Consider the following 26,710-nt stretch of genomic DNA (forward strand, 5'->3'; position numbering starts at 1 on the left):
GTCCATGCGAGTCCTGCCAGCGCGCCTCGGCGCCCTCCTGCTGCTCTTCATCCCGCTCGTCACCCTGGCCGACGCGTCGAGAGATCGCTTCGGCGCCGCGGGTTACTTCCGCATCATGACCCGCCCGGATTTCTCGGGCGGCTCCGGCCAGCTCGGGTACTACTGGCTGTACGGCCGGCTCCTCAACGAGAGCCCCTACGGCGAGCTGAACCTGAGGCTGGACGTGCTCCAGTCCGCGCCGGGAACCGACGAGGCCTGGGCGGAGGTGCACACGCGCTTCTCCGGCACCTCGTTCCGCTCGGCGGACCCGGGCAACGGCTCCTTCGTCAACTTCCGCGCGGACTACCTGTTCGTGCGCGCCGGCAACATCCTGCTCGACAGGGTGACGTGGCAGCTCGGCACGCTCGAGGACCGCTGGAATGACTTGCACATCTACGACCAGCGGCCGGCGACACTGCTCTGGGACACCGTGGGCCTGTCCGGCACATACCAGGGAGACCGCTACGACGTGCTGCTGGCGGTGGGTGACAGCGGCTACACGCTGCGTCCCCAGAAGTACAACACGGTGCTCACCGGCGCCGCGTCCTTCCGCTACCGCCTGATTCCGGGGCACCTGGAGTTGGGGGTGCGCGGGCAGCTCGGCTACGAGCCGGACGTGCGGGGCAATCGCAACGCGCTCTACGCGTCGCCCAACACCAACTACGAAGACTACGTGCGGCGCGAGGTGGTGCAGCGCTACTTCGAGCAGAACCCGGGTCAGGCGGACTACGAGGTGGGCAACCTGACTCCCCGCAGCGCGCTGTCATACCGGGCCATGGGCTACGTGGGCTTCGGCAACGTGGGGCCGCTCATCTGGGACAACCTGTACCTCACCTTCGAGCGCAAGCACCCGGACCAGTCCTACACGGAGCGCGTTCGCGACAGGGAGTTCTCGGTCTTCATCGCGGACCAGACCGACGAGCGCTACGAGGCGGCGCTGGGCAACGAGGCCTACATCAAGCTCATCCCCGACAAGCTGGAGGCTCTGTGGGGCGTCTGGGTGGGGTACGCGTTCAACGAGGACAACGCCATCAAGCCCGGCGACGACGACCGCCTCATCGCGTCCACGGTGCTGCGGCTCCAGTACTTCCTCACCGAGCGCGTGCATCTGCTGGTGGAGACGAGCATCGCCACGGAGCGCAGCAAGAACGGCAACCTGTATCGCAACCACGTGGACTCGGTGTTCACCAACTCCGGGGGCATCCCGGACTCGCGCGGCCTGGAGTACGGCGACAGCGACACGCGCAACACGTGGCAGGGCAAGGTGGGTGTCGTCCTCAATCCAACGGGACGAGGCATCTACGCGCGCCCCAGCTTGCGGCTGCTGTATGGCTTGCAGCACTCCTCGCAGCACGCGGCGTTCGGCAACTCCTTCGTGGATAGCCTGGACCAGTACAACACGTACATCGGCCCCGAGCGCCACTGGCACTCGGTGGTCGCCATCGAGGCCGAAGGATGGTTCTGAGACAGCGGTGGGTGGTCGTCCTCATCCTGGCGCTCATGGCGTCGGGCTGCCTGAAGCGGCAGGGGCCGCCGGTGCTGGCGCCCGAGGGCACCGTGGTGGCGGTGGCCTATATCCGGGACGACGCGCAGCGACGCGGCACCGTGGCCCAGGTCCCCGAAGGCGTCCGTCAGCGCGTTCTGGAGGCGCTGGCCAAACGCAACCTCCAGGTGCAGGAGGTGCCCTACGAGCGGTACGCCACCGACTTCGCGAAGGTGACGGATTCGCAGCGCCGCTTCGCGATGCTCAAGGCGCAGGCCCCGGAGGCTCCGCTGCTGCTGCTGGTGGAGACGCGGGTGTCGTTCTTCGGCCAGGTGGGGGGGCGCTTCTCCTGGGACGTGTACGTGAAGACGACGGCGAACCGCGCCACGTCCACGCTGGAGCCGACCAGTGATTTGCAGGACTACGGCGCCGCGCTCCAGTTCGACCAGCAGCGCGAGGATGACGCGCAGAACGAGGTGTCGCGGCAGATTTCGGGACAGGCCGCCGCGCTGTTCGACTCGTTCCTCGCCTCTCCCATGCTGGTGCCGAACACGGAAGGGGGCCCTGGCGTGGTGCCCGGCCTGGACGCGCCGGCCGGCGAGGGAATCGAGCCGGGCAAGAGCACGCCGACGGAGCTGCCGCCTCCTGGGCCCGAGGCTCCTCCCGTGCCGCCTCCCTCTCCCGCGCCGTACAGGGGCCTGTGGACGCCGCCAGCCGGAGACGCCATCTACTTCGTGATGGTGGACCGCTTCTCCAACGGGGACGCGGGCAATGACGGGACGGTGGATGCGAAGGACGCGCAGGCCTTTCACGGCGGAGACCTGCGAGGTGTCATCGACCGACTGGACGGGCTGAAGTCGCTCGGTGTCCGCACGGTGTGGCTTTCACCCGTCTTCCAGATGCGGACGGAGAAGTTCTACGGCTACGGCGCCTTCCACGGCTACTGGGTGGAGGACTTCGGGCGGGTGGAGCCGCGCTTCGGTGACGAGGCCCTGCTGACGCGGCTGTCGGACGAGCTGCGCCGCCGGGACATGCGGCTGGTGCTGGACGTGGTGCTCAACCACGTGGGCCCGGAGACGCGGCTCACGCGCGAGAAGCCCGAGTGGTTCCACGGCCTGGGGCCCATCGACAACTGGAATGACTCGCGCGAGCTGGTGATGCGCGACGTGCACGGGCTGCCGGACCTGGCGGTGGAGCAGGAGGCGGTCTACGCGCACCTGCTGTCGAAGTCGCTGAAGTGGGTGGACGCGGTGAAGCCCGCGGGCTTCCGCCTGGACGCCGTCAAGCACCTGCCGATGGACTTCTGGGCCCGCTACAACGACGACCTGCGCGCGCACGCGGGCAACGACTTCCTCCTCCTGGGCGAGCTGCTGGACGGCGACCCGGTGCTGCTGTCGCGGGTGATGAAGGAGGGCCGCTTCGGGACGATGTTCGACTTCCCGCTGGCCTTCGCGCTGGTGGATGTCTTCTGTCGGGGTCGCTCGCCGGCGCATCTGGGCGCGGTCCTCTTCAACGACCGGCTGAACCCGGCGCCCGGCTCCATGGTGACGCTGCTGGACAACCACGACCTGCCCCGCGTCATGAGCGAGTGCGGCGGCGACGTGGAGAAGGTGAAGCGGGCGCTGGCGGTGCAGCTCACCGCGCGGGGGGTGCCGGCGCTGACGTACGGCATCGAGGAGGGGCTCACCGGCGCGAAGGAGCCGGAGAACCGGGGCGACATGCGCTTCACGCCGGACCACCCGCTGCGTGCGTGGATTGGTCGGCTGTTGGAAGCGCGGCGGGGCAGTGAGGCCCTCCAGCGTGGCGAGACCTTGGTGCTCGCCGCCCGGGAGGACCTCTTCGCCTACGCCCGTGTGACTCCCGACGAAGCCGTGTTCATCGGCATCAACTCCGGGACGAAGCCCCGGGATGTGTTCCTGCCGGAGGCGCTGGGCGAGGCCGGCCAGGGCGTGGATCCGCTGACGGGCTCGCAGGGCATGCTGGGGCGGCTCGCCGAGTCCGCGTACTTCCACGTCACGAATCCGCCCGGTCAGGTGACGCTGCGTCGGCTGAAGCCGCGCACGCCGGGTGGTTTCGCGGCGCTCGCCCGGAAGGCACGGGCGTGGTCGCGCGGCGAAGGCGAGCGGCGCACCGTGGTGCTCGCGACGGGAGATGCGTCCGTGCGCGTGGTGGGCGGCGGGCCGGAGCTGGGCGGGTGGAAGGCCGAGCGCTCGCTGCGCCCCGAGGCCGGCGCGGTGACACTGTCGCTGCCCGTGGGGGGCGTCTTCGAGTACAAGCTCGTCCGCGACGACGGCCCGGGGAAGTTCTCCTGGGAAGCGGGACCCAACCGTCTGCTCTACGTTCCCCAGTCGGATGAGTCCGACGTCGCGAGCCAGGAGCCCCTTCGCGTGGAAGTGGCCTGGGAGCAGCGCCCCGCTGCCGCGGCACCGTGGTCCCTCATCCGTCCCATCCTTCTCCGCTCCCGACCGGAGCTTTGACCCAGAGCCCGAAGTGAACGACCGACTCCTCCGCGCCGCACGCCGCCAGCCCACCGACACCACGCCCGTGTGGCTCATGCGTCAGGCGGGCCGCTACCTGCCCGAGTACCGGGCCATCCGCGGCAACATCGCCTTCCTGGACCTGTGCAAGCACCCGGACCTGGCCGCCGAAGTGACGGTGCAGCCGGTGACACGGCTGGGCGTGGACGCGGCCATCATCTTCTCCGACATCCTGATTCCCGTGGAGGCGATGGGAATCACGCTGGAGCTGGGGGACAAGGGCCCGCACTTCCCGGAGCCCGTGCGCACCGCGGCGGACATCGACAGGCTGGGCGTGCCGGACCCGGTGGAGGGCACGGGCTTCGTGGCGGAGGCCATCCGCCGCACCCGCAAGGCGCTCAACGACTCCGTGCCCGTCATCGGCTTCGCGGGCGCGTCCTTCACGCTGGCCGCGTACATGGTGGAGGGCGGCGGCTCCAAGAGCTACATCCTCATCAAGCGGCTGATGTTCGAGCAGCCCGCGCTCGCGCACCGCCTGTTCGGCAAGCTCACCGACACGCTCATCCCCTACCTCAAGATGCAGGTGGAGGCGGGCGCGAGCATCGTCCAGATTTTCGACTCGTGGGGCGGCGAGCTGTCGCCGTGGGACTACGAGCGCTTCTGTCTGCCCTACCTGACGCGCATGGTGTCCGAGCTGAAGGCCACCGGCGTGCCCGTCATCGTCTTCGGCGTGGGCATGTCCACGCACCTGCCGCTGCTCCAGCGCACGGGCGCGGACGTGGTGGGCCTGGACTGGACGCTGCCCATGGACGAAGGCCGGCGCGTGCTGGGGCCGGACATCGCCGTCCAGGGCAATCTGGACCCGCTGCACCTGTTCCTTCCGCGTGAGGAATTGGATGGGCGCGTCAAAGACATCCTCCTGCGCGCGGGCCCCGTGGGGCACATCTTCAACCTGGGCCACGGCATCCTCCCGCCCACGGACCCCGAGGCCGCGAAGTTCGCCGTGGAGGCCGTGCACCGCCACGGCTTCGCGCTTCGTCAGGGAACGCTGACACCGTAAAGCTTCAGGGCCGCTGCGCGCCGTCTGGGAATGCGCGCGGCCCGACGTAACCTTTCACGCCACACGGAGCTCGACTCTTGTGGCGTGAAAGGTCTCTGCGCGAGGCATTGAGCGGTGCGTCATCCCCGCAATGTCTTTGTTTGGTTTTGGGCACGAGCATTGCTCCCTCTCCAGCCGCAGCCCGCCATTCATTCACTCATCTCGATTCTGACCTCTTCGACCCGGACCGGTGCGGCTGAACCCGCGGCACCACGAGGAGCGTATGCAACATCGTCACTCACACCCCCGAACCATCCTTGGCTCAGCCATCACCTTGTTGGCCCTGATGGCCTTCACCTGGAGCGGCACCGCCCAGGCGCAGACCTTCACCCACGGCGTCGCGGACGGCTTCGTGCTGCCCACCGAGCCGGTGTCGCCCAGCACGGGCATGCTCAACTACATCGCGGCGAACTACACCTTCCCCGGCTCGCGTGCCTTCGACGACACGAGCATCGACCGGTGGTTCGCCACCACCTTCACCAACCTGCGTCGCAATGGCCCCATCTGTGGCGCCACCCTGCGCATGTCGGTGCGCAACCTGGGCAGCAATGACTCCATGGGTCTGCTGTTCATGGGCCCCGCGGGCACGCAGGTCGCCACCGGCTTTGGCGACTCCCTGACGAACCTGGGCATCGCCTTTGGCGCCACGGGCACCATCAACCTCAACCTGGCGGCGCTCCCCGGCGCGGTCAACCTCATCCCCACCCTCAACGCGCAGGGTTTCGTGGATGTCATCGTCCAGGACGACTCCGCGGTGGACTTCGTCTCGCTCACCATCACCCAGTGCCGCGTGGACGTGTACTCCAAGGACAACGGCAGCGACTTCGGTCTCACGCCGACGGTGGACCCCATCTGGATCAGCCCCGACATCCGCGTCTGCCAGACGGCCGGCTGCGTGGGCCACCAGAACCCGGAGTTCGGCCAGACGAACTTCGTCTACGTGACGCTGCGCAACAACGGTCCGCTCGTGCCCCCGGGCAACCCGGCGAGTGGCACGCTGCTCGTCTATTACACCGGCTCCGGTGGCGCGGCCGTGTGGCCCACGGACTGGGCGCCCATTGGCACCATCGCCGTCAGCATCCCCGCGGGCGCCACGCAGGAGTTCATGGTGCCCTGGACGGGCGTGCCGGCGCCGGGCCACTACTGCCTGCTGTCGCGGTGGGTGTCGACGCAGGACCCGATGACGCTGGTGGAGGTTGCGGGCTCCAACACGCTCAACAACACGCGTTGGAACAACAACCTGGCGTGGAAGAACATCAACGTGGTGAACCTGACGCCGTTCGCGCCCGCGAGCGAGTACGACTTCCGTCTGCGCAACCTGCTGCGTGACGCCCACGGCACGGCGGCCCTGGAGGTTCGCATTCCGGACCGCACCGGCGGCCCGTCCTTCCTGGAGCGCGGCCAGCTCTTCCTGACCCTGCCCGAGGAGCTGTGGGCGCGCTGGCAGCACCAGGGCACGGGCTTCGAGGTGGTGGGCGAGCGCCAGGTGCGCATCGTCAACCCGAACGGCGCGCGGCTGGAGGGCCTGATTCTGGACCCGAACGGCGCTCACCATGTCGGCGTGCGCTTCGTCGCGCAGGTGACTGATGCGGACCAGGGCAAGTTCGCGGTGGACCTGGTCCAGCACTCGGCCAGCGAGGAGAAGCCGGACAAGGTCGAAGAGGCGGGTGGCGTGCGCTTCGACATCACCGTGGGTCCGCAGTCGGACACCGGCGCGGGCACCAACGCGAAGAAGTAGGTGAACGGGGCCCGGCCCCGTGAGTAGCAGGACGAGGGGGTGGAGGTGCCCGTCATGGGTCCTTCGCCCCCTCGCTCTATTGGGAGCCGGACGTGCCTCGCGACAAGTGCTCGCGGATTGACTCTTGAGTCAATCGCGGGTTGACGCGGCGCATCACCGCCCGTTAGATGGACCTCACTCGTCGTCGCAGGAGGGTGAGGCACACATGGCAAGCGAGAAGCGTAACGGTCACCGCAGGGTGGCCATCGTCCGCGGCCTGCGGACCCCATTCGTCAAGGCGGGCACTGTCTTCGCCGGGCTCACCGCGTTGGACCTGGGCCGCATGGTGGTCCAGGAGCTGGTGCAGCGCTCGGACCTGGACCCGAACGTCATCGACCAGCTGGTGTTCGGCACGGTGATTCCGTCGCTGACCGCGCCGTCCATCGCCCGCGAAGTCGTCATCGCCGCGGGCCTGCCGATGAAGATTGAAGCGGCGACGGTGACGAAGGCCTGCGCGACGTCCATCCAGGCGATGACGACGGCGGCCAACTCGATTGCGGTGGGCGAGGTGGACGTGGCCATCGCCGGCGGCACCGAGGCGATGTCGGACGCGCCCGTGTTCACCAGCCGGCCCCTGGCGCATGCGCTGGCGGCGGCCTCCAAGGGGCGCTCGCTGCCAGAGAAGCTCAGGCCCTTCCAGAAGCTCAAGGCGACAGATCTGGTGCCGGTGCCGCCCGCCATCGCCGAGTACTCCACGGGCCTGTCCATGGGCGAGAGCGCGGAGAAGATGGCCAAGGAGAACGGCATCTCCCGCGACGAGCAGGACCGGATTGCATGGGCGTCGCACCGCAACGCGGCGGCGGCCTGGAAGGACGGGCGCTTCGACAACGAGGTGATGCACGTCTCGGTGCCGCCCCAGTACGAGCAGACGGTGACTCGCGACAACATCATCCGCGAGGACTCCACGCTGGAGGCACTGGGCAAGCTCAAGCCGGTGTTCGACCGCAAGTATGGCACCGTCACCGCGGGCAACGCGTCGCCGCTCACGGATGGCGCCGCCGCGCTGCTGTTGATGAGCGAGGAGCGGGCGAGGGCGTTGGGGTACGAGCCGCTGGGCTACCTGCGCTCGCACGCGTACGCGGCCACGGACCCGGGAGACCAGCTGTTGCAGGGGCCGGTGTACGCGGTGCCCACGGCGCTCAAGCGCGCGGGCATGAAGCTTTCGGACATCGACCTGGTGGAGATGCACGAGGCCTTCGCCGCGCAGGTGGGCAGCAACCTCCAGGCGCTCGCGTCCAAGGCGTTCGCGAAGAAGGCGGGCTGGAGCGAGCCGGTGGGGGAGATTGACCGCGAGCGGCTCAACGTCACGGGCGGCTCCATCGCCATTGGCCATCCCTTCGGGGCCACGGGGGCGCGCATCGTCACGCAGGCCCTCAACGAGCTGAAGCGTCGGAACAAGAACACGGTGATGTGCACCGTCTGCGCCGCCGGCGGCCTGGGCGCCGTGGTGGTCCTGGAGCGTGCGTGATGGCCATCAAGCTTGAAGAGCTGGAGGCGAAGCAGGGCTTCTCCCTCACCGTGGAGGACGGCGTCGCCGTCGTCTCGTTCGATTTGCCGGACTCGGCCGTCAACACGCTGTCCCCCGAGGTGGGCGCGGCCTTCACGCTCCTGCTGGAGGAGGTGGAGCGCGAGGCCCAGGTGAAGGCGGTGGTCTTCATCTCCGGCAAGAAGGACAGTTTCGTCGCCGGGGCGAAGATCGACTACCTGCAGACGCTCAAGACGGCGGAGGACGCCACCGCCATGAGCCAGCAGGGGCAGGTGGGCTTCGACCGGCTGGAGGCGTTCCCCAAGCCCGTTGTCGCGGCCATCCACGGCGCGTGTCTGGGCGGAGGCCTGGAGTGGGCGCTGGCGTGCCACTACCGCATCGCCACGGACAGCCCCAGGACGACGCTCGGCCTGCCGGAGGTGCAGCTCGGCTTGATTCCGGGCGCCGGCGGCACGCAGCGGCTGCCCGCGCTCATCGGTGTGCAGGCGGCGCTGGACCTCATCCTCACCGGGAAGAGCGTCAAGCCGTCCAAGGCGAAGAAGCTGGGCATCGTCGACGAGGTGGTGCCCACGCCCATCCTCCGCGCCATCGCGCTCCAGCGCGCCCGGGAGCTGGCCGCGGGCACGCTTACGCCCGAGCGCGCGCACGGCCAGGGCTTCAAGGCGGTGGGGCAGAAGAAGGGCGTCGCGGGCTTCTTCCAGGGACTTGCGAACAAGGAGCTGTGGGCGGAGGTCGCCCTGGAGGACAACCCGCTGGGCCGCAAGGTCCTCTTCGACCAGGCGCGCAAGCAGCTGAGGAAGAAGACGCGCGGCAAGTACCCGGCGCCGGAGAAGGCGTTGCAAGTCATTCGCGTGGGCCTGGAGTCCGGGCGCAAGGCGGGCCTGGAGGCGGAGGCGAAGGCGTTCGGCGAGCTGGTGATGTCGGACGTGTCGAAGCGGCTGGTGGAGGTCTTCTTCGCGACCACGGCGCTGAAGAAGGAGAACGGCACGGCGGACGCCAGCGTGAAGCCGCGCGAGGTGAAGAAGGTGGCCGTGCTGGGCGGCGGGCTGATGGGTGGAGGCATCGCCTACGTGGCCGGTGTGCTCCAGGGCGCGCAGGTGCGGGTGAAGGACAAGGACGACGCGGGGGCCAGCCGCGCGATGAAGCAGGTGCAGGGCATCCTGGACGAGCGGGTGAAGCGGCGCTCGCTCACCTGGCGCGAGGCGGCGGCGAAGCAGGCGCGGATTACGGCCGGCACCGACTACAGCGGCTTCAAGGCGGCGGACCTGGTCATCGAGGCGGTGTTCGAGGACCTGAAGCTCAAGCACCGCATGCTCGCGGAGGTGGAGGCCGTCACCGGCCCCGACGCCATCTTCGCGTCCAACACCTCCAGCATCCCGATTACCGAGCTGGCCAAGGGCAGCCAGCGGCCCGCGCAGGTCATCGGCATGCATTACTTCAGCCCGGTCAACAAGATGCCGCTGCTGGAGATCATCACCCACGCGGGCACCGCGGACTGGGTGACGGCCACCTGCGTGGAGGTAGGGCGCAAGCAGGGCAAGACGGTCATCGTCGTGAACGACGGTCCGGGCTTCTACACCTCGCGCATCCTCGCGCCGTACATGAACGAGGCCGCGCACCTGCTGGCCGAGGGCGCGGACATCGCCGCGCTGGACAAGGCGCTGGTGGAGTTCGGCTTCCCGGTGGGGCCGATGACGCTGTTGGACGAGGTGGGCATCGACGTGGCCCACAAGGTGGGGCCCATCATGGAGGCGGCCTTCGGCAAGCGCATGGCGGCGCCGAAGTCGCTGGATGGCGTGGTGGCCGATGGCCGGCTGGGCCGCAAGAGCCAGAAGGGCTTCTACCTCTACGAGAACGGCAAGAAGAAGGAGGTGGACCCCACCGTCTACGGGCTCCTGCCGCACGGCAAGGAGCGCAAGTCGTTCGATGCCTCGGAGATGGCGGAGCGACTGGTGTTCCAGATGGTGAACGAGGCCATCCGCTGCCTGGGTGAAGGCATCCTGCGCAGCGCGCGCGACGGCGACGTGGGCGCCATCTTCGGCCTGGGCTTCCCGCCGTTCCTCGGGGGCCCGTTCCACTTCGCTGACAGCAAGGGGCCCGCGGAGTTGCTGCGGAAGCTGGAGCACTACCAGGACAAGCTCGGTGAGCGCTTCACGCCCGCGCCGCTCCTGGTGGAGATGGTGAAGGCAGGCAAGACGTTCTACCCGCGCTGAGCGCGAGGTGACCGGGGTGGGGGGCGCGACTTCCCACCCCGGTGCTTGACCGGGGCGGTGTTCTAGGAACAGCCTGCCGCCCGCATGGCCCGCTCCGCGTCCCGCACCATCGCCCTGGTTGTCCTCGTCGCAGTCCTGCTCTGCGGCGCAGCCGCGGCGGCGGGGGCGTGGCGCTACTTCCACAAGAATCCGCAGAACCCCGTCGTCCGGTTGGACGAGTACGTCACCATGGGTTGGGTGGCGTGGGATTCGAGCTGGTACATGCGGATTGCCCAGGAGGGCTACCAGTACACGCCGGGCGAGCAGAGCTCGGTGGCCTTCTTCCCGCTCTATCCGCTGGTCATCCGCGCGGTGGAGACACTGGGGCCCAACGTCTATCAGGCCGGGGTGCTGATAACCCTGCTGTGTGGCCCGCTGGCGCTGCTGATGTTCACGCGCTGGGCGAAGCTGCTGACGGATGACGACACGGCGCTGAAGGCCGGGCTGTTGATGGCGCTGTATCCCTTCACCATGTACTTCTACGGCGCCATGTACTCGGACGCGCTGTTCGTCCTGCTGGTGGTGTCGTCCTTCCTGCTCCTGGAGAAGGGGCACCTGGCTCCGGCGGTGCTGGTGGCGGCCGTGGCCACGGCGGCGCGGCCGGTAGCGCCCGCGGTGGTGCTGGGGCTTCTCGTGCGGCGGCTGGAGTGGAAACACGCGCGGGGCGAGAAGTGGGGCGTGGTGGACTTCATGCCGGTGCTCTCGGGCCTGGGCTTCGGTTGCTACATGCTCTACCTGTGGCACCAGTTCGGAGACCCGCTCGCCTTCGTGAAGGTCCAGGGCGCGGCGGGCTGGTCGCAGCAACCCGGCTGGCACACGTGGCTCAAGGTGGGCTGGTTCGAGCGCGTGGTGCTCAATCCCACGGACAAGCGCGAGGCCTTCCGACTGGCCGCGCACGCGTTCTTCACCTTCCTGGCGCTCGCGTTGGTGTGGCCCACGCGCAAGCTTTTGGGGTGGGGCTACGCGGTGTATGTGCTGGCGATTGTCGGCCTGCCTGCATGGTCCACGAAGGACTTCATGGGCATGGGGCGGTATCTGCTGTCCTCGTTCCCGGTCTTCCTCACGGGCGCGCTCTTGTTGAGGCAGCGGCCGCGCGTGCTTCAAGGGGCGCTCGCGGTGGGCGCGGTGTCGCTGCTCGTCCTGTCGTGGGCCTTTGGCGCGGACTACTACATCTCATGAGCACGCTCCTCGAGCAGGCCCTCGCGCTGTACGCCGGACTCCCTGCCGCCGAGCGCTTCCATGTGCATGCGCGGGCGTCCTCCGCTCCGCTGCTCGCGGTGGCCGAGCGGGTGTCGGGTGGCATCGTGGCGGACATCGGCTGTGGACACGGCCTGCTCTCCGCGCTGCTCGCGTTGGCGGAGCCGAGTCGCACGGTGCACGGCGTGGACCCGGACCCCCGAAAGGTGACGTGGGCGCGCGAGGCGCTGTCGGGGTTGCCGCAAGTGAAGCTCGCGGAGGGGACGGTGGAGGACGTGCTGGCCCCCGCGCTGCCGCGCGCATGTGACACGGCGGTGGTGTGCGACGTGCTCTACCTGCTGCCCGAGGCGAAGTGGCCCGCGTTCCTTCGCACGGTGCATGGCCTGCTCAAGCCGGGAGGACGCTTCCTGTTGAAGGAGGTGGAAGGCGACGGCTCCTGGAAGCACCGCAAGGCGCTGGCGCAGGAGTGGGTGATGGTGTCGCTGCTGGGGCGCACGAAGGCGAGCGGTGGAATGGTGCTCAAGCCTCGCGCGGAGATGATGGCCCTGCTCCAGGACGCGGGCTTCACCGTGCGCGAGGTGGTGGACCTGGGGCGCGGCTACACGACGCCTCACGTGCTGTACGTCGCGGAGGCGAGTGCTCCGTAGGTCGTGCCGCGACGACGCGAGGCGGCCGCCTTCTGTCGTGAGCCAGGCGAGCGACGCGAACGTTGTGCCGCGATTCAATGCGGGCTGAACTCGGTCGTGCGCGCCATTGCGCCGCGGCGAGTGACGCGAGGCGGGTTGCCTTCGCTCGTGTGCTCTACGTCGCGGAGGCGAGCGTCCCGTAGCTGTGGAGCCGGATGCCTCGCTCGTCGAGGCGCGCCCTCACGCGAGGACTGGTGAGCGCCGCCAGCTCCGCCTGCCAGCCATAACGCCACGCCGGGTCCTCTGGCACCTGCGGCGCGCCCTCACCGGGATGGCAGCCCAGCTCGAAGTCACCCGAGGGCAGGGCGTCCAGCGCGGCGAGCAGCGCGGCCTCGTCCAGTCGCCCCGCCTCGAAGACGCCTCCCGCGCTCACCCGTCGCACGCCTTGGGGCGCACGAGGCGCGGTGCGCGCCAGCACCGTCAACAGCGTCGTCTTCAGCGCGGGCCCAGGCGTTCGCAGCCACGACACGCGGGGCAGGGCGTCCGGCCAGCGCACGGGGAGCTTCTCGCGCGCGGCCAGTGACTCCACGAGCGGCCGGATGCCCGGCAGCACATGCAGGTGCTGGTGCCCGTCCAGATGGTCCACCGCCACGCCCAGCTCGCGCGCTCGCTGAAGCTGCGCGTCAAGCTCCAGCGCCACTTCCTCGCGTCGCACCTTCCCCAGGAGCCAGTCCCGCGCGAAGTCCGCCCAGCTCCCCCGCAGCCTGCCTCCAGGGGCCACCGTGCTCACCGCCTCCGCGGGCGCGGCCGGAGCCAGCCGCGTGGACAGCGCCAGGTGCAGCCCCACCGCGAGCCCCTGCGCCTTCGCGCGGGAAGCGGCCTCGCTGGCCGTGGGCCCCATGGCCAGCAACGTGGCACTGGTGACGATGCCCTCGCGGTGCGCTCGGAGGATGCCCGCGTCCAGCGACGGGTGCAGCCCCAGGTCGTCCGCATTCACCACCAGGCGCGTGGGGCGCGAAGTCACGGCCCGCTCAGCCCCGCGCCGTACGGCCGCCCGAGGACACCGTGCGCAGCGGCTGCACCGACGGAGGCAGGCGCACCGGCTGCGTGGGCGGGGTCGGCGTGCGCGTCTCCGGGTACAGCTTCACCAGCTCCTTCACCATCTTCACGATGACCGAGGGCGAGGCCAGCGTGGACACGCCACGGGTGCGCGGGAAGTAGTCCACGCCCATCTGGAACACGCGGAAGCCCTTGCGGATGGCCTTCACCACCAGCTCCGCGTCGATGAACGAGCCCTGGCTCTTGAGCTCCATCGACTCCAGCACCCGGCGGTGCATCACCTTGAAGCTGAAGTTGACGTCCTTGATCTGGATGTCGAACAGCGCCCGGATGAGCATGTTGTAGACGAACGAGTAGACGATGCGCTTGGGCCCCTCGCTCGTGCGGTCGAACCGGAAGGCGCAAATCATGTCCGCCTCCAGGTACTCCAGCAGGTGCAGCGAGCGCTCCAGCTCCCGCAGGTCCCACGGCAGGTCGATGTCCGAGTAGACGACGATGTCCTTCGTCGACGCCGCGAGGCCGGTGCGCATCGCCCCGCCCAACTTCAGATTCACCGGATGGGTGATGACCCGCAGCTGCGGAATCCGCTGCGCCATGGCCTCCGCCAGCTCCTGCGTCCGGTCCGTCGACGCGTCGTTGACGACGATGATTTCAAAGTCGTCCGTCAGTTGCGGCAGCACCTCCATGGCCCTCCCCACCGCCCGTTCGACGTAGTCCTCCTCGTTCCAGGCGGGAAGGAAGAGGCTGATGCTGGGGTACTTGGCCACGGAGGACCTCGGGGTACGGGGGGACTGCTCGGGCGGTTCGGTACCAAGCCCTGGGTCCTAAATCAATCATGGGGCTCCCACCCGAGAGCACCTGTGTGGTACCGTGGAGTTACCATTTTCCGGGGATACTGTGACCCTCAGGCCCTGCACCTTGTTGGTGGTGGACGAAGCGGAGTCAACCCTGGCCCGGCTGGCGCGGGCGCTCGGGCCGGAGGACTTCTGCCTCCGGCTGGCCTCCCCAGGGCCCGAGGTAGGCCGGCTGGCGCGAGAGGTGGACCTGGTGGTGTGGGTCGCCCGCTCGGCTGGCGAGCCGTCATCCCTGGAGTGGCTCGACAAGTTGCTGGCCCTGGAAGGACCGCCAGGTCCCCCCGTCGTGCTCCTGGCGGACAGGGAAACCCGGGGCGTCTGGTTGGGTGCGCTCGCCCAGGGAATTGAGGTCGTCTTTGACCCATGGGATGCGGAAGAACTGCGGGCCCGGGTGGAAAAAAGCCTGCGGACCCAGGCCCGGCTGACCCAGCTATCCAACCAGGTGGGTGAGCTGCAGCGGCTGTCCTCGACGGACGGGCTGACGGGGGTCCACAACCACCGCCATTTCCAGGAGCGGCTGCGCGAGGAGTTCCGCCGGGCACAGCGTTACGACGACCCGCTGGCACTCATCCTGTTGGACCTGGACCACTTCAAGCAGGTGAACGACAGGCACGGCCATACCGCGGGGGACGGAGTGCTCCGGGAGGTGGCCGCCGCCCTCCAGCGCAGCGTGCGCGAGACGGACCTGGTGGCTCGATATGGGGGCGAGGAGTTCGCCGTCCTGCTGCCTCGCACCCACCTGACGGGTGCCCTTTCCGTCGCGGAGCGTGTCCGCCGGGATTTGGCGACCCTGCGGGTAGGGCCGGATGGAGCACTTCTGGTGACGGCCTCGTTGGGCGTCTCCAGTTTTCCCCACCGCACCGTCCTCAGCCCCGAGCAGCTGCTGCTCACCGCCGACGAGGCCCTCTACCGGGCCAAGGACGAGGGGAGGGATCGCATCTGTCTCCACTCTCAAATGTCCCTCTTGCCGCCCTCCTCCTCGCAGGGCGACTGACCTGGGTCAAAGACCCTGGGTTGGCATTGACCCATGAATAGGGGATGAGTCTAAGATGACCCCGGCCCTCGATTGTCGGGGAGTCGAATCATCTCGTGATTCCATGGGTTTGCAGTGCCCCACCGGCTGGCAAACGCATTGCAAATGTCATGGGACGGAAAGAATCCCATGGGACCCCTCGCCGCACAGCTCCCGAAGCCCGAAGCCGCCCCGCGCGGCCGGCTGCTGCTCGTGGACGACGAGGAGAACATCCTCAAGTCCATCCGCCGGGTGCTGCGTCGGGGTGACTGGGATATCGAAACCGCGACGGACGCCGAGCAGGCGCTGAGGACGGTGGAGGAGTTCCGTCCCGAGGTCGTCATCTCCGACTTCCGCATGCCGGGGATGAACGGGGTGGAGTTCCTGACGCGGGTGAAGCAGCAGGAGCCGCGCGCCCAGCGCATCATGCTCACCGGGCAAGCGGACCAGCAGGCCATTGAAGAGGCCATCAACCGCTCCGAAATCTTCCGCTTCATCTCCAAGCCCTGGAACGACAGCCACCTGGTGCTGACGGTGAAGAGCGCGTTCGAGCAGTACGCGCTGCAGGCGGAGAACGAGCGGCTGTACCGGGTGACGCAGGCGCAGAACGCGGAGCTGAAGCTGCTCAACGCGGACCTGGAGGAACGCGTCGCGCAGCGCACGCGGATGCTCAGCCAGGCCAAGCGCGAGTGGGAGCTGTCGTTCGACTGCATGGAGACGCCGCTGTGTGTCGTCCGCGGTCGCGACTTCGCGGTGCGGCGGGCGAACCTGGCGTACGCGCATGTGGCCGGGCGCTCCATCGAACAGATTCCGTCGGACGTCGCCTGCTATCGCTACCTCTTCGGCCGCAACGAGCCGTGCACGGGCTGCCCGCTGCCGGCGGCGATGGAGAGTGGCAAGGGCGCGCGCGGTGAGGTGCAGCAGGGGGGCAGGACGTACGTGGTGGCCGCGTACCCCATGGCCGGGGATGAGCGGGTGGTGTGCACGTATCGCGACGTCACCGAGGAGCAGGCGATGACGCGCCGGCTCATCGAGACGGAGAAGATGGCGGCGGTGGGGCAGCTGGCGGGGGGCGTGGCGCATGAAATCAACAATCCGCTGGGCGGCATCCTGGCGTTCGCGCAGCTCATGTCGCGCGACGCGGGCCGCGATGACGCGGACCTGGAATCGCTGGGACTGATTGAAGAGAGCGCGCTGCGCTGCAAGCGCATCGTCGAGAGCCTGCTGAAGTTCAGCCGGCACAGCCGCGTGGAGGACCGGCGGCTGTTCGACCTGTCGCGCTGCGTGGAGGACGCCGCGGTGCTCTTCCGCGCGCAAATCAAGGCCACGCCTCGCGCGGAGCTGTCCCTGGGTTTGAAGGAAGGGCTCCCCAAGGTGTACGGGGACCCCGGCACGCTCGCGCAGGTGGTGCTCAACCTGCTCCAGAATGGCCTTCAGGCGCTGCCCCGGCGCGAAGGAAAGCTGACGCTGGAGACGGGCCGCGAGGGAGACCGCTGCTTCTTCGCGGTGTCCGACACCGGCTGCGGAATCGAGGAGCGGCACCTGCCGCGCATCTTCGAGCCCTCCTTCACCACCAAACCCCCCGGTGAGGGCACCGGGCTGGGTCTGTCCATCGCGTACCGCATCGTCCAGGACCACGGGGGCAGCTTCCACGTCGACACCCAGGTGGGCGCCGGCTCCCGTTTCACCGTCTTCCTGCCCATTCCCCTGCAGCTCGAGAGGTTGCCGTGAACCAAGTCAAGCGCGCCAAAGTCCTCGTCGTGGATGACGACTCCGTCGTCCTCAAGGCCGTGACGCAGATTCTCCAGCGCGAGGGCCACCCGGTGGTGGCCATTGATGACGCGGTGGAAGGTCTGACGGCGGCCAAGGACCCGTCCATCGACGTCGTCGTCCTCGACATCAAGATGCCGAACCTGTCCGGCATGGACCTGCTCCGCGGAATCAAGGCGGACCGTCCGGACGTGGAGGTCATCATGATGACGGCCTTCGCCACCGTGGAGACGGCGGTGGAGGCGGTGAAGGCGGGGGCGTACGACTACCTCACCAAGCCCTTCGAGAACATCGACGAGGTGAGCCTCACGGTGGCCAAGGCGGCCGAGCGCAAGGCGCTCAAGGACCGCACCCGCGCGCTGGAAGAGGCGCTCACCGTGCGCAGCCAGTTCGAGGACCTCATCGGCCAGTCGCCGCAGATGCGCTCGGTCTTCAAGCTGGTGGAGACCGTCAGCCACTCCACCGCCACGGTGCTCATCCAGGGCGAGAGCGGCACGGGCAAGGAGCTGGTGGCGCGCGCCATCCACTACCGCAGCTCGCGCAAGGACAAGCCCTTCGTCGCCGTCAACTGCTCGGCGCTCACGGAGACCTTGCTGGAGAGCGAGCTGTTCGGCCACATCAAGGGCAGCTTCACCGGCGCCACGGGCAACAAGAAGGGCCTGTTTGAAGCGGCCGACGGCGGCACCATCTTCCTGGATGAGATTGGCGATGTGCCTCCCGCCACCCAGGTGCGCCTCTTGCGCGTGCTGCAGGAGGGTGAAGTCAAGCGCGTGGGCGCCAACGAGCCCGTCAAGGTGGACGTGCGCGTCATCGCCGCCACCCACGTGGACCTGTCCCGCGCCAAGGAGCAGGGCAAGTTCCGCGAGGACCTCTTCTATCGCCTCAACGTCATCACCATCGACCTGCCGCCCCTGCGCGACAGGCCGCAGGACGTGCCGCTGCTCGCGCACCACTTCCTGAAGCTGTACGCCTCCAAGGCGGACAAGAAGGTGGCGGGCATCTCCCCGCGCGCCATGGAGGCCCTCACCTGCAACCGGTGGACGGGCAACGTGCGCGAGCTGGAGAACGTCATCGAGCGCGCGGTGGTGCTCACCAGCAACGAGGTCATCGACGTGGAGGACCTGCCGCCCGGCTTCCAGTCGGCGCCGCAGGCCGACTCGGCGGTGGAGGTCTTCTCGCTGGCGCACCTGCCGTACGCCCAGGCCAAGCGCCTGGCGATGCGCGCCTTCGAGCGCCGCTACCTGTCCGCGCTCCTGGAGAAGAACAACCAGAACGTCTCCAGCGCCGCGCGCGCCGCGGGCGTGGACCGCTCCAACTTCCGCCGCCTGCTCAAGCAGTACGAAGTCGCCGGCCGCTCCATGAAGCCGCGCGTCCTCAAGGACGACGACGTCGACGGAGTGGAGACGTTGGAAGCAGCCTCCTAGTTCATCCCTCCTCGCCAGGCTCGCGGACTCGCTCCGCGAGCTGGCGTTGGATGGCTTCGTAGCGCTCGGCCAGCTCCGCCTCGTGCCCGTTGCGGGTGGGGGTGTAGAAGCTCCGGGCGCGCAGGGCCTCGGGCAGGTAGTCCTCCGGGACGTAGTTGCCCTCGAAGTTGTGCGGGTACTTGTAGCCGCCCCCGTAGCCCAGGGACTTCATCAGCTTCGTGGGCGCGTTGCGCAGGTGCAGCGGCACCGGCAGCGCGCCCTCCTTCGTCACGGCCTCGCGCACGGCGGTGTACGCGGCGATGACCGCGTTCGACTTGGGTGCCAGGGCCAGGTACGTCACGGCCTGGGTGAGGGGCAGGGTGCCCTCCGGCAGGCCCACGAGCTGGAAGGCTCGCAGCGCGTCCACCGCAACGCTCAACGCGCGCGGGTCCGCGTTGCCGATGTCCTCCGAGGCGAAGATGACCATGCGCCGGAGGACGAAGATGGGGTCCTCGCCCGCCTCCAGCATGCGCACCATCCAGTACAGCGCGCCGTCCACGTCGCTGCCGCGCATGGATTTGATGAAGGCGCTGATGACGTTGTAGTGCTCCTCGCCGCCCTTGTCGTAGAGCAGCGTCTTCTGCTGGAGGGCCTCCTCGGCGACCTTGCGGTCCACCTTCTCTCCGCCGTGGGCCGCGGCCACCTCCAGGCCGGTGAGGGCCTTGCGGGCGTCTCCGCCGGCCGTGCTCGCGAGGAAGCTCAGCGCCTCGTCCTCCACCACCACCTTGCCGCCCAGGCCGCGCGCGTCCGCGACGGCCCGGCGCAGGAGCGGCACCAGCTCCTCCTCCTCCAGGCCGCGCAGGGTGACGACGCGGCAGCGGGACAGGAGCGCGGCGTTGACCTCGAACGACGGGTTCTCCGTGGTGGCGCCGATGAGCGTCACGGTGCCCTTCTCCACGTGGGGCAACAGGGCGTCCTGCTGCGACTTGTTGAAGCGGTGGATTTCGTCGATGAACAGGAAGGTGCGCTGGCGATGCAGGTTCCACCGCTCCTGGGCGCGGGCCACCGTCTCGCGGATGTCCTTCACGCCGGCGAGGACGGCGGACACCGAGTCGAAGGCGGCGCCGGTGGAGCGGGCCACCAGCCCCGCGAGCGTCGTCTTGCCGGTGCCCGGAGGCCCCCAGAGGATGAGGCTGGGCACCTGGTCGCTCTCGATGGCCCGGCGCAGGAAGCGGCCCTCTCCGGTGATGTGCTCCTGGCCGACGAACTCGTCGAGGGCGCGTGGACGCATCCGCTCCGCGAGCGGGGCCCGACGGGCCTGCTCCTTCTGGCCGGCATGTTCGAAGAGGTCCATGGAAGCTCCAAACCTAGCGCCCCGAAGGGCTCCTCGCCGGGGCGTCTGTCCGATGGGAGAGCCCTTGCGCAAATCAGGGGAGCGCCCGGGTGCCCGCCTGGATTAAAAAGCCTCCCGCGTGCAGACCCTCGTCATCGTCGCGAAGAAGGACAACCCGGAGGCGGTGGCGCTGGCGGCCCGTATCCGCGAGCACTACCCGCATCTCACCGTGCTGGGGGACCGCTCCCTGGCCCATGTCCTGGGGTGGCCTCGGGTGGAGGACCGGGAGCTGGCGGCCCGAGCGGACCTGACGGTGGTGCTGGGAGGTGACGGCACCCTCATCTACGCGGCGCGGCTCCTGGGAGGGCGCGGCGTCCCCATCCTGGGCGTCAACCTGGGCAGCCTGGGCTTCATGACGGAGGTTCCCGTGGAGGAGCTGTTCTCCACGCTGGAGGAGGTGCAGGCCGGCCGCTTCCAGGTGGACTCGCGCATGAAGCTGACGTGCCGGCTCATCCGCAACGGCAGCGTGCTCATCGAGGACGAAATCCTCAACGACGTGGTCATCAACAAGGGCGCCCTGGCGCGCATCGCCGACCACGAGACGTCCATCGATGGGGTGCCCATCACCACGTACAAGGCGGACGGCGTCATCCTCGCCACGCCCACGGGCTCCACGGCCTACTCGCTGTCGGCCGGTGGCCCCATCGTCCACCCGTCGGTGGACTGCACGGTGCTGTCGCCCATCTGCTCGCACGCGCTCACCCAGCGCTCCATCGTCGTGCCGGCGGACCGGACCATCCGAATCACGCTGCGCAGCGAGACGGCGGACACGTACCTCACGCTGGATGGGCAGACGGGCCACGGCCTGCAGGGCGGCGACTGCATCGAGGTGGTGCGCTCCGCCAACCGCGTCAACCTGGTGCGAAACCCCCGCGTGGCCTACTTCTCCATCCTTCGCCAGAAGCTCCACTGGGGCGAGCGCTGAAGGGCCTCCGCGCCACGTGTTCCTGATTCTCTCGAAGGTGCTGGACCTCTTCCTGGCACCGCTCACCTGGGCGTTGCTGCTCCTGCTCGTCAGCGGCCTTGTTCGCCGCGGGCCCCGGCTCTCCCGAGGGCTCGCCGCCGCGGGACTGCTGGTGCTCTACCTCTTCTCCACCGAGGCGGTGTCCACGCTCCTGACGTACGCGGCGGAGTCGGGCGCACAAGACACGTCCGTGCCGGGCGTGACGTACGACGCTGTCATCGTCCTGGGCGGAGGGTTGGACCCGTCCGCCACGGAGCGCTCGGGCCGCATCGAGTTCAACGCCGCGTCGGAGCGCGTGCTGAAGGGCTTCGAACTCGTGCGCGAGGGGCGCGCGAGTCACGTCTTCATCTCGGGAGGCTCGTTGGACCCGCGTCCCCAGGCGGTGGTGGAGGCGGACGTGCTGTCGCGCCTGCTCCAGGAATGGGGCGTGCCCTCGGAGCGCATCGTCACCGAGGGCAGGAGCCGGAACACGCGGGAGAACGCGCTGGAGTCCGAGCGCATCATTCGCGAGCGGGGCTGGAAGCGGCTGCTGCTGGTGACGAGCGCGGCGCACATGCCTCGCGCCGCGGGCTGCTTCGCCGCGGTGGGCCTGCGGCCGGACACGCTGCCGGTGGACGCGCGGATGCCGGCCACGCGCCCGGGGCGATTGAGCTGGGTGCCTCGGGCGTCCTCCTTGTCGCAGAGCACCGACGTGCTGCGCGAGCTGGCGGGGCGAATCGTGTATCGGCTTCGAGGGTGGACGACGCCGTGACGGTGGCGTCGTCGTCCTGAGGGCTCAGCTCGCCGCGCGGTGCAGGGGCAGGGGCAGGTCTTCCACGGGCGCGGTGCGCAGGACGGCGTCCTCTCGCAGCCAGGCGAGCGTCGTCAGCCGGTCCTCGTCGAGGATGCGCTGGGTGGTGATGCGGTCCGGGTAGCAGCGCATGAACATGTTCGTGAAGTGCGAGCCGTAGTGGATGTACTCGTCGGGCCCGGGCGTCATCAGGGGGCGGACGCACGCCTCGAAGTGGGGCTCGTGGAAGTAGGCCATCGCGAAGCGCTCGCGCGTGTTGAGCGCCACCTTGTGCGGCGTCGACAGGAGATATCCCCGCGTGAGGAACTGGAGGATGTCGCCCGGGAACACCGTCAGGACATCGGGCACGGGCTTCACGAAGGTCCACGGCTCGTCGTGCTCGTACATGCCCGCGGAGCTCTCACCTGGCAGCCAGTTGCGGCGGCGCTTCTCTCCCTCGACGGGCGGGCGGATGTAGAGCCCTCCCACGTCGTCCTGCGCGGCGATGACCAGCAGCCCGTAGTCGGTGTGCGCGCCGATGCCGCGCGTCGCCGTGGCGGAGCGGGCGGGGAAGCGCAGCACGCGCATGTGGTGCCAGCCATCCCGCGTCAGCGCCGTGAGGGCGCCCACCTCCAGCCCCAGGCCCAGCGCGACCAGTCGCAACAGGCGCTCTCCCGTGGAGCCGAGCTCGTCGGTGTGGTCCTTCATGTCGCGGCGGTACGTCTCGTCCGGCCAGGGCGCGGGGCCATGGCAGGGCCAGCGCGCCTGCACGCGCGCATCCGTGAGGGGCACGTCCTTGCAGACGGTGAAGATCTCCGAGTAGTCCGCCTCGCCCGCCGTCAGCTCCTCGCCGGAGGCGACGTAGCCGCTGTACGTCGAATCACTCACGCACCGGGCCTTGTCCTCCAGGGGTTGGCGGAAGAAGCGGCGGCTCGACTCGAAGGCGCGTTGGGCCTTCTCCGACTGGGCCTCACTCATCCGGAGCTGGAAGATGCCGTCGCGTCGCCAGGCTCGAATCAGGGTGAGCCCGAGCGCGACGTCGGACTCGCTTCCACTCACGGATTGCGGCAATTGAAACGTCTCCAACTCGGCCATGGGAACTCCCGCGTGGGGGTGGTGGGGAGCTCTCCCGGGCCGGGTTTGTCTCGTCGGAGATGAAGGGGTGCTCCGCCGGCGCGCGAGTGGAGCAATCCCTCGCGTTCATTGCCAGACACGGGGCGAAATGCACCCAGGTTTCAAGCGGTCGGATTGTCTGAAACTGGATGCGAGGGCGCGCGAATTCCAGCCAGGGCTATTTCAGCGCAGGTGCGGGTCTGCGCGCATCCGGGGCGAGCGCGCTTCCGCCCAGGCGGGTGATGCGGCCTTCGGCCTTCGCGCGCGGCGCGGGCTTGCCTGACTTGAACGCGTCCGCGAGCACGTCCAGCGGCGAGCGTCCGTCCTTCAGCGCGGGCGTGGTGGGCTGGCCCTTGAGCACGTCGTAGCCATCCTTGCCGCTGGTGAGGAAGCTCAGCGTGGCGAGCCGGTACGTGGCCTCGGCGTCCAGCGGCTTGCCGTGGACCTTCACGTCCACCACGCGCGCTCCGGCGGGCTTGCGCGGGTCGAACGTGAAGCGCATGCCGGAGACCTGGAGGAAGCGGCCCGGCCTCGAGTCCTCGCGAGCCAGGCTGACGCCATTCTCCAGGGCCGCGCGCAGCGTGGCGCCTCGGAGCTCCACCACCACGAGCTCGTCCGTGTAGGGCATCAGCGAGTGCAAATCCCGGCGCGTCATGACACCCGCGGGCAGCACGGTGTCCGCGCGCAGCGCGCCCCCGTTGACGACGGCCACGTCCGCGCCCGCGGCCTCGCGGAAGGCGTCCGCGACGAATGAGCCCAGGTTCGTCTCCCGCGTGCGCACCTGCGTGCTGCGCGCATCCAGGGCCACCGGCGTGCGGCCCACGGGCTCCGCCAGCCGGGCGAACAGCGGCCCATAGGCCTTCATCGCCTCGTTGAACTCCGCGTCCTCCGGCACCTTCTTCGTGACGGGAATCCGCGTCCAGGACACCTTGCGCACCGTGCCCGTCGCGGGGTCCACGTCCAGCGAGAGCCGGCCCAGCTCCTCCGCCTCCGCGGGCACCTTGAAGATGGGCGTGCCCGTGGTGCGGTCCGCCGCGCCCACGTGGTCATGCCCGCCCAGAATCACGTCCACCTTCACGCACTTCGCCAGCTGCCGGTCCTGCTCCAACGGCAGGTGCGTCAGCCCCACGACGACCTTGGCCCCGGCCTCGCGCAGCTTCGCCACCGCGTCCTTCGCCGCCGCGCAGATGTCGCCAAACTGGGTGTCCGGCCCCGCCTTCGTCGAGGTCTTCGTCTCGGTCAGCACCACGCCGAACAGGCCCACGGGGATGCCCCCCAGCTCGCGGACCTCGTAGGCCTTCACGCCCTCGAACAGCGCGCCCGTCTTCGCGTCCGTCACGTTGGCGCCCAGCCATGGGAAGCGCGACTGGCGGATGCGCTCGCGCAGCACGTCGTCGCCGAAGTCGAACTCGTGGTTGCCCAGCACCGCGACATCCAGGCCCAGCGCGTTCCACGCATCCACCATGTGCCGGCCCTTGAGCTGCTTGCCGTCCACGTCGAGCAGCGACTCCACCGACGGCGACAGCGTGTCGCCTCCCAGCAGCGTCAGCACATGCGGAGCAGGGGACTCCTTCAGCACCTGCTTGCGCAGCGTGGCCACCCGCGCCAGCCCTCCCCGGTCGCCATGCTCCTGGGGCTGCACCTGGTACACGTCCGCCAGGTGCAGGAATGTCAGTCGCGTCGTGCCCTTGGGCGCGGCGGGGACGGCGGCCCGCGCGTGGCTCGGAGTCAGTGCCAGGAACAGCGCGAGCGGCAGGAGCAGGGCCCCACGTCGGGCCAGCGCTGTCGAGGTCGTCATCGCGAGTCGTTCTCCAGGGGCGCCCGCACGGCGCCGGGGCTCGCGGAAGTAGCGCACTCACGAGGCGAAGGCGAGCACCCCCGCCTTCACGCCCCGCCTTGATTCGACGTCATCCCTGGAAAACGTGAATCGCTGCTGCGGCGTGTCATGACCGAAAGTTACAGGAATCACACGTAGGCGGTTTGCTCGCACTTCACTGCGGTTGCTAGGACCCGCCTTGACCACAAGAGGAGGTTGTCACCATGCGACACAACGTGTTGAGCGCGTTGCTGCTGGCCGGTTTGTTCGGCTGCGGCGAGGCCGCGCTCGAGAAGCAACAGGGCTCCGGTCAGGAGACAGCGCAGGTCGTCCAGCAGCTCACGTCATCGACGCGGCCGGGCATGGGAGCCACTGTCTATTCGGGTGGTACGACGTTCCGCACCTGGGCGCCGCTGGCCAGTCGCGTCTTCGTGGCGGGCGACTTCAGCAGTTGGGGTTGGGTGGAGCTGGGCAACGAGTTCAACGGCAACTTCTCCGCCGACGTCGCGGGCGCGGTGAAGGGGCAGAAGTACAAGTTCGTGACGCGCAACCAGTGGGGCAGCGACGCGTGGCGCGCGGACCCGCGCTCGGCGTGGCAGGAGAACTCCACGGGCGCCAGCATCATCTATGACCACGGCGAGTACTGGTGGAACGCGCAGCAGTTCAGCACGCCGGCCTTCAACGACATGGTCATCTACGAGATGCACGTGGGCACGTTCCACGACTCTCCGGGCTTCGGGCCGGGCAACTGGAACAGCGCCATCGCCAAGCTCGACTACCTGCGAGACTTGGGCGTCAACATGGTGAAGGTGATGCCGGCGTATGAGTTCGCCGGGGACTTCTCCTGGGGCTACAACGCGGCCTTCCCGTTCGCGCCGGAGAGCGCGTATGGCTCGCCCAACGACATGAAGCACTTCGTGGACGAGGCGCACTACCGGGGCATCGGCGTCATCTTCGACGTGGTGCACAACCACTACGGGCCCAGTGACCTGCCCATGTGGTGCTTCAGCGGCGACTGCCTGGGCAACGGCGGCGAGTACTTCTTCACCGACAACCGCAAGGTGACGCCGTGGGGCGACACGCGCCCGGACTACGGCCGTCCCGAGGTGCGTGCGTACATCCGCGACTCGATGATGAACCTGCTGGACAACTTCCGCGCGGACGGTCTGCGCTGGGACGCCACGAAGTACATGCGCACGATTGACGGCTCGGGTGACATCCCGTCGGCGTGGCAGGTGTTCCGCTCCATCAACCGTGAAATCAACGCGAACAAGCCCTGGAAGATCTCCATCGCCGAGGACTTCGGCGGCGGTGACTCCATCACCAACGACGCGACGAGCGACTTCGCGGGCGGCGCGGGCTTCGACGCGCAGTGGACGGCGGAGTTCGTGCACCCCCTGCGCACGGCGGCCATCGAGCAGAACGACGCCAACCGGAACATGCTCGCGGTGCGTGACGCGATTACCCAGCGCTTCAGCGGCCGCTCTCACGCGCGCGTCATCTACACGGAGAGCCACGACGAGGTGGCCAACGGCCATGCGCGCGTGCCGGAGGAAATCTGGCCGGGCAACGCGGGGAGCTGGGCGGCGAAGAAGCGCTCCACGCTCGTCGCGGGGATTACGTTCACCTCTCCGGGCATCCCGATGATGTTCCAGGGGCAGGAGTTCCTGGAGGATGGCTACTTCGCGGACGGGGACCCGCTGGACTGGGGCAAGCTGACCCCCTATGGCGGCATCAAGACGCTGTACCGCGACCTCATCCGCCTGCGCCGCAACTGGAACAACAACACGCGCGGCCTGCGCGGTGGCAACGTCAACGTCCACCACGTCAACAACACCAACAAGGTGCTCGCGTATCACCGCTGGGACAGCGGTGGCGGAGGGGATGACGTCGTCATCGTCGCCAACTTCAGCGGCACCTCCTACTCCAGCTACAACATCGGCTTCCCCCGGGCGGGGACGTGGTACCTGCGCTTCAACAGCGACTGGAACGGGTACTCGTCCGACTTCGGCAACACCCCGTCGGCGAACACCTCCACGAACAGCGGCGCCAAGGACGGCATGGCCCAAAACGCGAACTTCGCCATTGGCCCGTACTCGCTGCTCATCTTCTCGCAGTAAC

At 68.8% G+C, this 26,710-nt stretch carries 19 protein-coding genes; 14 read left to right on the top strand and 5 right to left on the bottom strand.

The features are described from left to right. Nucleotides 1–4: 4 nt before the first annotated feature. From HUA74_RS02775 to HUA74_RS02810, 8 genes are all read left to right on the top strand, one after another. The gene (locus HUA74_RS02775; RefSeq protein ID WP_174453308.1) at nt 5–1,504 is read left to right on the top strand and encodes a hypothetical protein; all 1,500 of its coding nucleotides are present in this window, start codon (nt 5–7) and stop codon (nt 1,502–1,504) included. Continuing rightward, nucleotides 1,495–3,999: an alpha-amylase family glycosyl hydrolase gene (locus tag HUA74_RS02780; protein WP_174453309.1), complete on the top strand. Its 2,505-nt coding sequence runs from the start codon at nt 1,495–1,497 to the stop codon at nt 3,997–3,999. Before HUA74_RS02775 ends, HUA74_RS02780 begins: the two co-directional genes overlap by 10 nt. A gap of 13 nt (nt 4,000–4,012) precedes the next feature. Beyond that, nucleotides 4,013–5,059 carry a uroporphyrinogen decarboxylase gene (gene hemE / locus HUA74_RS02785; protein WP_174453310.1) on the top strand — a complete coding sequence of 349 codons (1,047 nt, stop codon included), beginning with the start codon at nt 4,013–4,015 and terminating at the stop codon, nt 5,057–5,059. A 325-nt stretch (nt 5,060–5,384) separates the two neighbouring features. Next, nucleotides 5,385–6,836, top strand: a complete 1,452-nt coding sequence (locus tag HUA74_RS02790) for a hypothetical protein (RefSeq protein WP_254614256.1) — start codon at nt 5,385–5,387, stop codon at nt 6,834–6,836. A 205-nt stretch (nt 6,837–7,041) separates the two neighbouring features. After that, complete coding sequence (gene fadI, locus HUA74_RS02795) at nt 7,042–8,343, top strand: acetyl-CoA C-acyltransferase FadI (RefSeq protein WP_141641046.1); 1,302 nt, start codon at nt 7,042–7,044, stop codon at nt 8,341–8,343. Further along, nucleotides 8,343–10,574: a fatty acid oxidation complex subunit alpha FadJ gene (gene fadJ / locus HUA74_RS02800; RefSeq protein WP_174453312.1), complete on the top strand. Its 2,232-nt coding sequence runs from the start codon at nt 8,343–8,345 to the stop codon at nt 10,572–10,574. Before fadI ends, fadJ begins: the two co-directional genes overlap by 1 nt. Before the next feature lie 84 nt (nt 10,575–10,658). Beyond that, on the top strand, nt 10,659–11,792 hold the full coding sequence (locus HUA74_RS02805; protein WP_174453313.1) for a mannosyltransferase family protein: 1,134 nt from the start codon (nt 10,659–10,661) through the stop codon (nt 11,790–11,792). Further along, nucleotides 11,789–12,457: a bifunctional 2-polyprenyl-6-hydroxyphenol methylase/3-demethylubiquinol 3-O-methyltransferase UbiG gene (locus tag HUA74_RS02810; RefSeq protein WP_174453314.1), complete on the top strand. Its 669-nt coding sequence runs from the start codon at nt 11,789–11,791 to the stop codon at nt 12,455–12,457. Before HUA74_RS02805 ends, HUA74_RS02810 begins: the two co-directional genes overlap by 4 nt. 154 nt (nt 12,458–12,611) lie before the next feature. On the opposite strand, the gene HUA74_RS02815 is transcribed toward HUA74_RS02810, so the two are convergent. Next, entirely contained in the window at nt 12,612–13,460 is an 849-nt protein-coding gene (locus HUA74_RS02815; protein WP_174453315.1) for a ChbG/HpnK family deacetylase, read from the bottom strand. A gap of 7 nt (nt 13,461–13,467) precedes the next feature. After that, nucleotides 13,468–14,262 (bottom strand): glycosyltransferase family 2 protein, encoded by a 795-nt coding sequence (locus HUA74_RS02820; protein ID WP_174453316.1) that lies wholly within the window; start codon nt 14,260–14,262, stop codon nt 13,468–13,470. Nucleotides 14,263–14,392: 130 nt separating this feature from the next. Between HUA74_RS02820 and HUA74_RS02825 the strand changes: the two genes are divergently transcribed. From HUA74_RS02825 to HUA74_RS02835, 3 genes are all read left to right on the top strand, one after another. Further along, on the top strand, nt 14,393–15,343 hold the full coding sequence (locus tag HUA74_RS02825) for a diguanylate cyclase (RefSeq protein WP_371745476.1): 951 nt from the start codon (nt 14,393–14,395) through the stop codon (nt 15,341–15,343). Nucleotides 15,344–15,511: 168 nt separating this feature from the next. Next, the gene (locus HUA74_RS02830; protein ID WP_141641053.1) at nt 15,512–17,092 is read left to right on the top strand and encodes an ATP-binding protein; all 1,581 of its coding nucleotides are present in this window, start codon (nt 15,512–15,514) and stop codon (nt 17,090–17,092) included. After that, on the top strand, nt 17,089–18,555 hold the full coding sequence (locus HUA74_RS02835) for a sigma-54 dependent transcriptional regulator (protein ID WP_141641054.1): 1,467 nt from the start codon (nt 17,089–17,091) through the stop codon (nt 18,553–18,555). The genes HUA74_RS02830 and HUA74_RS02835 overlap by 4 nt, the downstream gene beginning before the upstream one ends. Before the next feature lies 1 nt (nt 18,556). Here HUA74_RS02835 and HUA74_RS02840 read toward each other — a convergent pair whose 3' ends face one another. Beyond that, entirely contained in the window at nt 18,557–19,888 is a 1,332-nt protein-coding gene (locus tag HUA74_RS02840) for a replication-associated recombination protein A (protein ID WP_141641055.1), read from the bottom strand. A 118-nt stretch (nt 19,889–20,006) separates the two neighbouring features. On the opposite strand from HUA74_RS02840, the gene HUA74_RS02845 reads away from it, so the two are divergent. Continuing rightward, entirely contained in the window at nt 20,007–20,852 is an 846-nt protein-coding gene (locus tag HUA74_RS02845) for an NAD(+)/NADH kinase (RefSeq protein ID WP_174453318.1), read from the top strand. Nucleotides 20,853–20,868: 16 nt separating this feature from the next. Next, complete coding sequence (locus tag HUA74_RS02850) at nt 20,869–21,642, top strand: YdcF family protein (RefSeq protein WP_174453319.1); 774 nt, start codon at nt 20,869–20,871, stop codon at nt 21,640–21,642. A gap of 24 nt (nt 21,643–21,666) precedes the next feature. On the opposite strand, the gene HUA74_RS02855 is transcribed toward HUA74_RS02850, so the two are convergent. After that, on the bottom strand, nt 21,667–22,755 hold the full coding sequence (locus HUA74_RS02855) for an isopenicillin N synthase family oxygenase (RefSeq protein ID WP_174453320.1): 1,089 nt from the start codon (nt 22,753–22,755) through the stop codon (nt 21,667–21,669). A gap of 196 nt (nt 22,756–22,951) precedes the next feature. After that, on the bottom strand, nt 22,952–24,571 hold the full coding sequence (locus tag HUA74_RS02860; RefSeq protein WP_174453321.1) for a bifunctional UDP-sugar hydrolase/5'-nucleotidase: 1,620 nt from the start codon (nt 24,569–24,571) through the stop codon (nt 22,952–22,954). A 242-nt stretch (nt 24,572–24,813) separates the two neighbouring features. Between HUA74_RS02860 and HUA74_RS02865 the strand changes: the two genes are divergently transcribed. Further along, nucleotides 24,814–26,709: an alpha-amylase family glycosyl hydrolase gene (locus HUA74_RS02865; protein WP_174453322.1), complete on the top strand. Its 1,896-nt coding sequence runs from the start codon at nt 24,814–24,816 to the stop codon at nt 26,707–26,709. Nucleotide 26,710 lies beyond the last annotated feature (1 nt).

The organism is Myxococcus sp. CA051A, from assembly GCF_013336705.1.
In the GTDB taxonomy this organism is placed as follows: Bacteria; Myxococcota; Myxococcia; order Myxococcales; family Myxococcaceae; genus Myxococcus; species Myxococcus llanfairpwllgwyngyllgogerychwyrndrobwllllantysiliogogogochensis.

Excerpts from the sequence above, each read along its gene's own strand:
- HUA74_RS02775 (WP_174453308.1), top strand. The coding sequence starts at position 5 with ATGCGAGTCCTGCCAGCGCGCCTCGGCGCCCTCCTGCTGCTCTTCATC.
- HUA74_RS02780 (WP_174453309.1), top strand. The coding sequence starts at position 1,495 with ATGGTTCTGAGACAGCGGTGGGTGGTCGTCCTCATCCTGGCGCTCATG.
- HUA74_RS02790 (WP_254614256.1), top strand. The coding sequence starts at position 5,385 with ATGGCCTTCACCTGGAGCGGCACCGCCCAGGCGCAGACCTTCACCCAC.
- fadI (WP_141641046.1), top strand. The coding sequence starts at position 7,042 with ATGGCAAGCGAGAAGCGTAACGGTCACCGCAGGGTGGCCATCGTCCGC.
- fadJ (WP_174453312.1), top strand. The coding sequence starts at position 8,343 with ATGGCCATCAAGCTTGAAGAGCTGGAGGCGAAGCAGGGCTTCTCCCTC.
- HUA74_RS02805 (WP_174453313.1), top strand. The coding sequence starts at position 10,659 with ATGGCCCGCTCCGCGTCCCGCACCATCGCCCTGGTTGTCCTCGTCGCA.
- HUA74_RS02810 (WP_174453314.1), top strand. The coding sequence starts at position 11,789 with ATGAGCACGCTCCTCGAGCAGGCCCTCGCGCTGTACGCCGGACTCCCT.
- HUA74_RS02830 (WP_141641053.1), top strand. The coding sequence starts at position 15,512 with ATGGGACCCCTCGCCGCACAGCTCCCGAAGCCCGAAGCCGCCCCGCGC.
- HUA74_RS02840 (WP_141641055.1), bottom strand. The coding sequence starts at position 19,888 with ATGGACCTCTTCGAACATGCCGGCCAGAAGGAGCAGGCCCGTCGGGCC.
- HUA74_RS02855 (WP_174453320.1), bottom strand. The coding sequence starts at position 22,755 with ATGGCCGAGTTGGAGACGTTTCAATTGCCGCAATCCGTGAGTGGAAGC.
- HUA74_RS02860 (WP_174453321.1), bottom strand. The coding sequence starts at position 24,571 with ATGACGACCTCGACAGCGCTGGCCCGACGTGGGGCCCTGCTCCTGCCG.
- HUA74_RS02865 (WP_174453322.1), top strand. The coding sequence starts at position 24,814 with ATGCGACACAACGTGTTGAGCGCGTTGCTGCTGGCCGGTTTGTTCGGC.